The following is a 9673-nucleotide window of genomic DNA, read 5'->3' on the forward strand; positions in this document are numbered from 1 at the left end:
GGCCCAAAAATTCCCGACTAACTTGTTATGTCTTATATCTTATAGAAGACTTGTTCAGGTACAATATTGCGAGCATCGGAAGACCATCAGTCTTCTTGTTATTTTCTCAACCTACCTGAAGAGCACACACATGCTAGCTGCGTACCGCAACCACGTCGCCGAACGCGCCGCCCTCGGCATCCCCCCGCTTCCGCTTTCCGCGGCACAGACCAAGGACCTGGTGGAGCTGCTGAAGAACCCGCCGGCAGGCGAAGAGCAGTTCCTCGTTGACCTGATCACCAACCGTGTCCCGGCCGGCGTGGACGACGCGGCCAAGGTCAAGGCCGCGTTCCTGGAGCAGGTTGCCAAGGGCACGGAAAAGAGCCCGCTGATCCCGCGCGAACTCGCGACCAAGTTGCTGGGTACCATGCTTGGCGGCTTCAACATCAAGCCGCTGATCGAGCTGCTCGACGACGCCGCGGTCGGCACCGTCGCCGCCGACGGCCTGAAGAAGACCCTGCTGATGTTCGACTACTTCCACGACGTGAAGGAACTGGCCGACAAGGGCAGCGCCAATGCGAAGGCCGTGCTGCAGTCCTGGGCCGACGCCGAGTGGTTCACCTCCCGTCCGGAAGTGCCGCAAAGCCTGACCCTGACCGTGTTCAAGGTCTCCGGCGAAACCAACACCGACGACCTGTCGCCGGCTCCCGATGCAACCACCCGCCCCGACATCCCGATGCACGCGCTGGCGATGCTGAAAAACCCGCGCCCGGGCATCAACCCGGACGAACCGGGCAAGGTCGGCCCGGTCAAGCAGCTGGAAGCGCTCAAGACCAAGGGCAACATGATCGCCTACGTCGGCGATGTGGTCGGCACCGGTTCTTCCCGCAAGTCCGCAACCAACTCCGTGCTGTGGTTCACCGGCGAAGACATTCCGTTCATCCCGAACAAGCGCTTCGGCGGCGTCTGCCTCGGCGGCAAGATTGCCCCGATTTTCTACAACACCATGGAAGACGCCGGCGCACTGCCGATCGAGCTTGACGTGTCCAGGATGGAAATGGGCGACGTGATCGAGCTGCGTCCGTTCGAGGGCAAGGCATTGAAGAACGGCGAAGTAATCGCCGAGTTCAAGGTCAAGTCCGACGTGCTGTTCGACGAAGTGCGCGCCGGCGGCCGCATTCCGCTGATCATCGGTCGCGGCCTGACCGCGAAGGCGCGCGAAGCGCTCGGCCTGGCGCCGTCCACGCTGTTCCGCCTGCCGCAGAATCCGTCCGACTCCGGCAAGGGCTTCTCGCTGGCGCAGAAGATGGTCGGCCGCGCATGCGGCCTGCCCGCCGGCCAGGGCATCCGCCCGGGCACCTACTGCGAACCGAAGATGACTACCGTCGGCTCCCAGGACACCACCGGCCCGATGACCCGCGACGAGCTGAAGGATCTGGCCTGCCTGGGCTTCTCCGCCGACCTGGTGATGCAATCGTTCTGCCACACCGCCGCCTATCCGAAGGTGGTCGACGTCAAGATGCACCAGTCGCTGCCGTCCTTCATCTCGACCCGCGGCGGCGTTGCGCTGCGTCCGGGCGACGGCGTGATCCACTCCTGGCTGAACCGCCTGCTGCTGCCCGACACCGTCGGCACCGGCGGCGATTCCCACACCCGTTTCCCGATCGGCATTTCCTTCCCGGCGGGTTCCGGCCTGGTGGCGTTCGCCGCCGCCACCGGCGTCATGCCGCTCGACATGCCGGAATCGGTGCTGGTCCGCTTCAAGGGCGAGATGCAGCCGGGCGTCACGCTGCGTGACCTGGTCAACGCGATTCCGCTGTACGCAATCCGCCAGGGCATGCTGACGGTCGAGAAGAAGGGCAAGAAGAACATCTTCTCCGGCCGCATCCTCGAAATCGAAGGCTTGCCGAAGCTGAAGGTCGAACAGGCATTCGAACTGTCCGACGCCTCCGCCGAGCGTTCCGCCGCCGGCTGCACCGTGCATCTCGACAAGGAACCGATCGCCGAGTACATGACGTCGAACATCACGCTGATGAAGTGGATGATCGCCAACGGCTACCAGGACAAGCGCACGCTGGAGCGCCGCATCAAGGCGATGGAAGCCTGGCTGGCCAAGCCGGAACTGCTGGCGCCGGATGCGGATGCCGAGTACGCGGCCGTGATCGAGATCGACCTGGCCGACATCAAGGAGCCGATCGTGGCCTGCCCGAACGACCCGGACGACGTGAAGACCCTGTCCGAAGTCGCCGGCGACAAGATCGACGAAGTGTTCGTCGGTTCCTGCATGACCAACATCGGTCACTTCCGCGCAGCGTCCAAGCTGCTCGAAGGCAAGAGCGACATCCCGGTGCGCCTGTGGATCGCGCCGCCGACCAAGATGGACCAGCAGGTGCTGACCGCGGAAGGCCACTACGGCAACCTCGGCCGCACCGGCGCGCGCATGGAAATGCCGGGCTGCTCGCTGTGCATGGGCAACCAGGCGCAGATCCGCAAGGGTTCCACCGCGATGTCGACATCCACGCGCAACTTCCCGAACCGTCTCGGCCTGGATACGCGCGTCTACCTCGGCTCGGCTGAACTCGCGGCTGTCTGCGCGATGCTGGGCAAGATCCCGACGAAGGAAGAGTACATGGCCAATATCGGCGTGATCGACAAGAACGCATCCGATATTTACCGTTACATGAACTTCGACCAGATCGCGGAATTCCGCGACGTGGCGGATACGGTGTCGGTGTAACCCGTACCGGCCCGCGGCCGGGCCGCGGGTTGCGCAAGCACGAAGGACAAAGGGCTTCCCGTTCGGGAAGCCTTTTTTATTTTCGGTACGCCGCCATGAAGATGGCGAGCAGGGCGGCCAGCATGGGCGTCAGCACGAAGACGGCAAGGAAGAACGCGGTCGCGGCGTCGATGCGCGAACCGGTCCCTGCCCGATTGCCGAGCGGGCCGATGGTAAGCAAATGCACCGTGGTGAAAAGGAAGGAGGCGATCAGATACTTCGTTCCGACCATCCGCCTGCGCAGAGCGGCGATGGTGAGGACGGTGGCTGCCAGCAGCCATCCCGCTCCGGGCATGCCGAGGCCGAGGAACCAGGAAAACAGGGATAGGCCAACGCAGGACCTTCCGATCCATGAGGCGGACTTGCGTGTCCTGCTGTTGCCGGGTGTCATACCGGCCTGGTTCGATCCAGCCGATCGCTTTCTTTCATCCATGCAATCTCCTGTCCCCCTCGCGGCAAAAATCACTGCTGGCGAGTCGGTAAAGGATTGCCGCTACCAGAAGCTTAGGCGACGCAAGCCTGAAATGCAGTCGCCAGCCTGATCGTACGCGCGGTACAAAGCGCGCCGGCTGTGCGGCGTTTGATCCACTGCCGGACTGCCGCCCCGGGAACGAACTAAAGCGGCTGCGCACTCTCGTAGCCATGGGGCGGTGGCTGGCGACGGATGGAAACAGTGGCGACGCCGCGCTGCAAGGGCAGTCACGGGCGACAGGGAAACGGCTATTGCCGGCGGAGCGGAACATGAACGGGCGAAACACGATCACGATCAATGGTGCGGACTACGAGCTGAGCGAGGAATTTCTGTCCGACGTCCTCGAGACCGCGGTCGAGGGCGGCTGCTCCTATTGGGCAGACGTGAGCGCAGAACCGGCTGGCGACGATACGGGCAATATCGGCGTGCGGGATTTCGACCTCTCCGATTATGTCGACGACGACCCCGGCAGCAATGACGGCGGCCGGGTTTCCTACACGGCGGCAAGCTTCCTCGTGTCAAAGGATCCGACGCAGGGCGGCACGCTCGATCTGCAGGGGATCGCGGATGCAATAGGCCGCATCGCCGGCGGCGAGGTGGAAGTGCCTCCGGCGATCCGCGAGATCATCCTGGCGGCGGTCGAGAACGATGATGCGTCGGATATCGACGCCGAAGCAGCGGACTGCATCGTGCAGATCGGCCTGTTTGACGAGATCGTCTACGGATGAGCATTGCGCGGGTCCGCACGGACCCGTTCTGAAACTCCCGCGCCGACTCCGTATCCAACTGGCCATCCTCACGTTGAAGCCAGGAGACCAGCATGAAATCGATAGCGCAAGTAATGACCCGGGATGTGACCGTCGTGCGGCCCGATGACAATCTGCAGCAGGCTGCGCAGGTCATGCGCGACATGAATGTCGGGGCACTGCCCGTATGCGACGGCAAACGCCTGGTCGGCATGATCACCGATCGCGACATCACGATCCGCGCGGTTGCGGACGGGCAGGCGCCCGGCGCGGTCCGCGTTTCCGACGTGATGAGCGACCAGGTGCTGTGGTGCTTCGAGGACCAGACCGTCGGCGAGGTGCTGCAGCAAATGGGTGACCAGCAGATCCGTCGCATACCGGTCATCAGCCGGAACATGGAACTGGTCGGCGTGGTTTCGCTCGGGGATCTTGCGACGGAACAAGGCGTCGATACCGACAGCACGCTCGGCGATATCTCCGCGCCGGTGCCGCCGGAGCGCCCGAGCACCGGAAAGCAGCCAAGCCGCCACTAGCCCCGGAGCCAAAAGCAGGGGAACATAGGGGCGCCGAGGCAGAAAGCCAACCAGGCAGGAGCAGGCACGATTCGCGCAGGGCGCTGCGTGCCGCAGCGCTCCGTTACGCGCCTTGCCCCTGGAACAGCATCAGCGCGCCGTCGACCACGATCGTCGTGCCATGGATATAGCGCGCCCGCTCCGACGCAAGAAATACCGCGACGTGCGCGATTTCCTCCGGTTGCGCCGCCCGCTTCATCGGAATCGACTGTACCTGCCGTTTGTGCACCTCCGGGTCGTCGACGGCGGCCTGATTCATCGGGGTCAATACCATGCCGGGCGCGATATTGTTGACGTTGATGTTCTTTTCGGCGAGCTCGAGGGCCAGGGTCGTGGTCAGGTTGCGCAATCCCCCCTTGGACGCGTCATAGGGAGCGGCGCCGGCGCGCGGGATTTCCTGGTGCACGCTCGTGATATTGATGATGCTGCCATGCTTCCCGCTGCCGTCGAGCATGCGGATGAATTCGCGGCAGCAGTAGAACGGACCGTAGAGGTTGGTGCGCAGCCCGTCGTCCCATTCCTCATCGGTGAGGTCCCTGACCGGCTTGCCCGACGCATCCGCGGCGGCGTTGTTGACCAGGATGGTCGGCAAGCCGAGCTTGTCCCGCACATCCCTGAACAGCCGCGCGACCGCTGACGAATCGCGCTGGTCGAGCTGAAAGACGGCTGCCTTGCGGCCCGATGCCTCGATTTCGCGGGCGGTGTGCGCCGCGCCCTGCTGGTCGTGAAAATAGGTGAGGACCACGTCCGCGCCCTCCCGGGCAAAGGCGATCGCGGTCGCTTGGCCGATACCGGAGTCGGCACCTGTCACGACTGCGAGTTCGCCGTGCAAGCTCTGCTGGTTCATGGAAATCCTTTCTGTCTGGCCGGCATGGCGGCGCGCTCTGCGTTCCGTACGCCTGGAGAATCGGCGAGGCGCCCGCATGCGTTTGCGTGAGTGCTCCGCCCTGCAGCTTCCGTGCCTGCCGGGTTGCATGGTGTCGGTTGATGCACATTTCGCCGCCGGTTGCGCAGGAAGCCATGACCGCGTCGGCGATGCGCAAATAATTGCTTTTCCTGCAGTTAGTGATGCGGAGCGTCGACGAAAACCGGGCATTGTTCCGCGGCAAATTCTTGACTTCAGTCAATAGATCCGGATCTGCAGCAGTAGGCGAGGTGCTTCCGTGATTAAATAGTTCTTGCAGGCATACCGCATAGCGCCGAGGCCAAGAATGCTGAATCCCAAGACGACAATCGAGCAAGACTCGCCGACTCCCTCCTGGACCAAGGAACTGTCGATCGGCCACGAAATGATCGACGCCGATCACCAACACATATTCGATCTTGCGCACCGGGTGCAAGCCGAGATGCTGGAAGAGCCCGAGCATTCCATCGTCGGCGAAGTCCTCGTGGAGCTCATCGAGCACACCGGGGATCATTTCGCGCGCGAGGAAGCGCTGATGGAAGCGATCCAGTTCAGCGGCTACGAAACCCACCGCCGCCAGCACATCATCCTGATGGAGAAGGTCAACAACCTGCACCGCCGGTTCATGGATGCGCACGGCAGCCTGTCGGCGGAAGTCGCGGAATTCCTGGAAAAGTGGCTGGTGCACCATATCCAGACGTCGGATATGGAACTTGGCCGCAGCATCCGCGCGGTGAAGTAGTCAGCGCAGAGCCCGCTCCGTCCAGCTCGCCCTACCCGCGGGCAGGTGGCCGCTGAAGAAGGTAGTCGCGCAGCGAACGTATTGACGTTTCCAGCGCGGCGTTGTCCTGCCACGCCGCGCAGGCGCGTTCCATCACGGTCTTCGCTTCATCAAGCTGCCGCTGCAGCGCGTCGATTTTCGCCTGCTGATACTTCCACGCTTCCCAGGCGAGATCCGCGTCATGCTCCGCATGCTGGAACTGCCCGAAACTGCAACGTCCGGGTTTCAGGTCAAGGTCGCGGGTGGCGGCCCAGGCTTCGAACTGCTGGCGGGCGGTCAGGTCGTTCACTTCTCCTCCTTCTGCGCTGCTTGCCTGCGCCCGGGTGCAGGAAACAATCCGGTTCGAGTTTGTACCGGCAATCTTGATTTGCCTATATCAAACCGCATTCGGACGACTGTTTCCGCGAGTAGCGCACCTTCGCCAATCCGTTGTGGAAGCCGTGCCTCTGTAAGTCCCTGTAACGATGCGCCGGGCAGACGTACATAAATGCGACAATTGCCGACCGGAACTATTTTGACTCAAGTCAAAGAAATTTAACCATCACCCAAGTAGGGTCTTGGCAGTACTGGGAGGTCCATACGGACGTCGTCAGAATGGTTAAATTCACAAGAATGCGAATATGAGACTTAGCGATACAACGATAGGTACGCGGTTGGCGATCGGATTTACCGTTTCCCTGGTCATGTTGGGCTTGATCGTCGGAATCGCCGCCTGGCGCCTGCATGGCGCCAAGGATGCTGTCGAAAAGATGGTTGACGAGGTGATGGCAAAAGAGCGGCTGGTCGCAGAATGGGCAGCGAGCACGAATGTCAATGGTGCGCGCACCATCGCGGTGGCGGAATCCAGCGACCCGGCGCGCCAGGAGCAAGTCCAGAAAAAGATCAAGGAAACCAGCAACCGGATTTCGGAGATACAAAAGGAGCTGGACCAATTCGAAAAGAATGCCGAAGAAGCGCAGTTGTTCGCCGACATCGCCAAGCTCCGCGCTGCCTACATCGCCGCGCGGGATCAGGTTTTCAAGGAAAAGCGCAGTAATGAAGAAAGTGCCGTCCGCCTTGTGCAGTCAAGCCTGGAGCCGGCCCTGTTTTCCTATGTCGCAGCAATCAGCAAGCTGACCTCATACCAGGCGTCGCTGATTGCGAAAATGCGCAATGAGATGGAGGATTTGGTCACGGCCTCGCAACGGTTGCTGACGATCCTGGGCGTTTTCTCGATGCTTCTCAGCATTGCCGTCGCCGTGGTGATCGCCCGCAGCATTCGCGCCCAGCTCGGGGGCGAGCCGGCACAGGCAAAGGTCATTGCGAATGCGATTGCGCAAGGAGACCTGTCGATTGCCGTGGCGGTCAAGGCTGGCGACACCGATAGCCTGATGTATGCCCTCAAACAGATGAAGGATGGCCTGGCACGCATCGTCGGCGAAGTGCGCTCGGGCAGCGATGTGATTGCGACCGCATCGAATCAAATCGCCTCCGGCAACCTCGATCTGTCGTCGCGCACCGAGCAGCAGGCTTCCTCGCTGGAGCAGACCGCGTCCTCCATGGAAGAGTTGACGAGCACGGTAAAGCAGAATGCGGACAATGCACGGCAAGCGAACCAGCTCGCCGCGACCGCGTATGAAGTTGTCGCCGAAGGCGAGACCGCGATGTCGCAGGTGGTGGGGACTATGAGCGCCATTCATTCGTCCTCGAAAAAGATGGCTGACATTATTGGCGTGATCGAGGGAATTGCGTTCCAGACGAATATCCTCGCCCTGAACGCGGCCGTCGAGGCGGCGCGCGCCGGAGAGCAGGGCAGGGGATTCGCGGTGGTGGCGGCTGAAGTGCGCAGCCTGGCGCAGCGCTCGGCAGCCGCAGCCAAGGATATCCACGCCTTGATTTCGGATTCCGTCGACCAGGTGGGATCGGGCCGCGAGCTGGTGGATCATGCCGGCTCGAAAATGCAACAGGTTGTCGAGCGGGTAAAGCAGGTCAGCGCGATCGTCAACGACATTGCGATGGCAAGCGGAGAACAACAGTCAGGCATCGAGCAGGTTCATGTGGCGATCTCTCACATGGATCAGGTGACGCAGCAGAATGCCGCCCTGGTGGAACAGGCGGCTGCGGCAGCCAGCGCCTTGCAGGAACAGGCAAACAAGCTGTCCCAAGCGGTAGGCATATTCAAGATCAATGCCTCCTGAGCCGGGATTGGCCGCAATTCAGCAGCGATGCAAGGAACAGGATCACGTGTTTCTAACGTGACCGCGCCGGCCTGCCCGGTTCCTGTTGCCCCCCGCTGACTGGTGGAGGGGGCTCAGCCATCAACACGTCTTCCGCCGACGAACCTGGTGTTAGCTGCACCGCACGCCGTTAGCCTATCGCGCGCGGCGTGGCGCGAAAAGCCTGCACCTTCGGTGACGCAGCGGGCAGCCACTATCGCCCCGCCCGCGCATGCACACACCATACTCGAGAAGCGGTGATACCGTGATTCCCGAGATTGGCCAGCTCCCTCCTGGTCGACGTGAACTTATTTCCTTTCAGCAAAATCGGTCAACCTTCAGAGGAGGGTCCCGCTCGTGACGTTTCAAACCATGATGGATGTCAAGAACTGATTTACTTTAGATCAATAGGTTGACGCCGGGTAGTTTTACCATCGATCAATCGCGGTGACCAAGAATTACAAGAAAAAAGCAGCTGCGACCAGAAAAAAGTCACGTTCCAGATACCAATAAATAGGGGGAAGTTTATGCCGGCAAGCGTATCAACCGTTTCCTTTGGCAATACAAAACAGGCCAAGGATGACCTGTTTCAGGGAGGTGCAGAGGATTCGGGCATTGTGCTTCTTGATGTACTCAGAAATGATCTTGGTGGTAATGCGAAGTCACTTTACGCGGTGGATAACGGAACAAGCACCGGTGGAGATAGACCGGTCGACCTGCTGGTTCAAGATGCGGCATTGGCCGAAGAGGTGAGCGCGCTGGGAGCGAGGATCTGGATTACGGCAGATGGCAAAGTCGCGTACGACACTGCGTCTCCCGCACTGCAGTTCATCGGAAATGGACAATCCGTGTCCGACAGTTTTACCTACGCGATTCGTCTCGGGAACGGCACCCTGAGCTGGGCAAGCGTGACGGTGACTGTCACCGGCACCAACGACGTGCCGGTGATCGGCGGTGTCAGCACCGCATCGGTGACAGAGGACGCCTCCACGCCGAACCTGAGCGCTTCGGGCGCGCTGACCATTGCCGACGTTGACCAGAACCAGTCGAGCTTCGTCGCGCAGTCCGGCACAGCCGGCAGCAACGGCTACGGCAGCTTCACGGTCGATGCGGCGGGCAACTGGACCTATGCCGCGGACAACAGCCAGGCGGCAATCCAGCAATTGGGCGTGGGCCAGTCTCTCACTGACAGCTTCACGGTGGTCTCGCAGGACGGCAGTGCCAGCCGGGTAGTGACGGTGACAATCA

General features: G+C 61.6%; 9 protein-coding genes. 6 read left to right on the top strand and 3 right to left on the bottom strand.

Annotated elements, in window-relative coordinates; all coding sequences use genetic code 11:
• Positions 1–130 precede the first annotated feature (130 nt).
• A complete protein-coding gene (locus tag VEC01_RS08495; protein WP_324900381.1) occupies positions 131–2716 on the top strand; it encodes a bifunctional aconitate hydratase 2/2-methylisocitrate dehydratase in 2586 nt (861 codons plus the stop codon).
• Positions 2717–2792: 76 nt separating this feature from the next.
• Here the strand turns inward: VEC01_RS08495 and VEC01_RS08500 are convergent, their stop codons facing one another.
• Entirely contained in the window at positions 2793–3188 is a 396-nt protein-coding gene (locus tag VEC01_RS08500; RefSeq protein WP_324900382.1) for a hypothetical protein, read from the bottom strand.
• Between the two features lie 308 nt (positions 3189–3496).
• Between VEC01_RS08500 and VEC01_RS08505 the strand changes: the two genes are divergently transcribed.
• The gene (locus VEC01_RS08505) at positions 3497–3955 is read left to right on the top strand and encodes a hypothetical protein (protein WP_324900383.1); all 459 of its coding nucleotides are present in this window, start codon (positions 3497–3499) and stop codon (positions 3953–3955) included.
• Between the two features lie 92 nt (positions 3956–4047).
• Positions 4048–4506, top strand: coding sequence for a CBS domain-containing protein (locus VEC01_RS08510; protein WP_324900384.1), 459 nt, complete (start codon positions 4048–4050; stop codon positions 4504–4506).
• 103 nt (positions 4507–4609) lie between these two features.
• On the opposite strand, the gene VEC01_RS08515 is transcribed toward VEC01_RS08510, so the two are convergent.
• The gene (locus VEC01_RS08515) at positions 4610–5392 is read right to left on the bottom strand and encodes an SDR family NAD(P)-dependent oxidoreductase (RefSeq protein ID WP_324900385.1); all 783 of its coding nucleotides are present in this window, start codon (positions 5390–5392) and stop codon (positions 4610–4612) included.
• A gap of 364 nt (positions 5393–5756) precedes the next feature.
• On the opposite strand from VEC01_RS08515, the gene VEC01_RS08520 reads away from it, so the two are divergent.
• Positions 5757–6191, top strand: a complete 435-nt coding sequence (locus tag VEC01_RS08520) for a bacteriohemerythrin (protein WP_324900386.1) — start codon at positions 5757–5759, stop codon at positions 6189–6191.
• Between the two features lie 31 nt (positions 6192–6222).
• Here the strand turns inward: VEC01_RS08520 and VEC01_RS08525 are convergent, their stop codons facing one another.
• Positions 6223–6519, bottom strand: coding sequence for a hypothetical protein (locus tag VEC01_RS08525; protein WP_324900387.1), 297 nt, complete (start codon positions 6517–6519; stop codon positions 6223–6225).
• A gap of 331 nt (positions 6520–6850) precedes the next feature.
• Here VEC01_RS08525 and VEC01_RS08530 point away from each other — a divergent pair, with 331 nt between their 5' ends.
• Positions 6851–8407: a methyl-accepting chemotaxis protein gene (locus tag VEC01_RS08530; protein WP_324900388.1), complete on the top strand. Its 1557-nt coding sequence runs from the start codon at positions 6851–6853 to the stop codon at positions 8405–8407.
• Between the two features lie 545 nt (positions 8408–8952).
• A partial coding sequence (locus VEC01_RS08535; RefSeq protein ID WP_324900389.1) for a VCBS domain-containing protein occupies positions 8953–9673 on the top strand: 721 nt, incomplete at its 3' end.

The sequence above is a fragment of the Noviherbaspirillum sp. genome (assembly GCF_035627455.1).
Lineage (GTDB): Bacteria > Pseudomonadota > Gammaproteobacteria > Burkholderiales > Burkholderiaceae_D > Noviherbaspirillum.

Bases quoted from the DNA above. Each gene is read 5' to 3' on its own strand.
- VEC01_RS08495 (WP_324900381.1), top strand. From the start codon at position 131: ATGCTAGCTGCGTACCGCAACCACGTCGCCGAACGCGCCGCCCTCGGC.
- VEC01_RS08500 (WP_324900382.1), bottom strand. From the start codon at position 3,188: ATGGATGAAAGAAAGCGATCGGCTGGATCGAACCAGGCCGGTATGACA.
- VEC01_RS08505 (WP_324900383.1), top strand. From the start codon at position 3,497: ATGAACGGGCGAAACACGATCACGATCAATGGTGCGGACTACGAGCTG.
- VEC01_RS08510 (WP_324900384.1), top strand. From the start codon at position 4,048: ATGAAATCGATAGCGCAAGTAATGACCCGGGATGTGACCGTCGTGCGG.
- VEC01_RS08515 (WP_324900385.1), bottom strand. From the start codon at position 5,392: ATGAACCAGCAGAGCTTGCACGGCGAACTCGCAGTCGTGACAGGTGCC.
- VEC01_RS08520 (WP_324900386.1), top strand. From the start codon at position 5,757: ATGCTGAATCCCAAGACGACAATCGAGCAAGACTCGCCGACTCCCTCC.
- VEC01_RS08530 (WP_324900388.1), top strand. From the start codon at position 6,851: ATGAGACTTAGCGATACAACGATAGGTACGCGGTTGGCGATCGGATTT.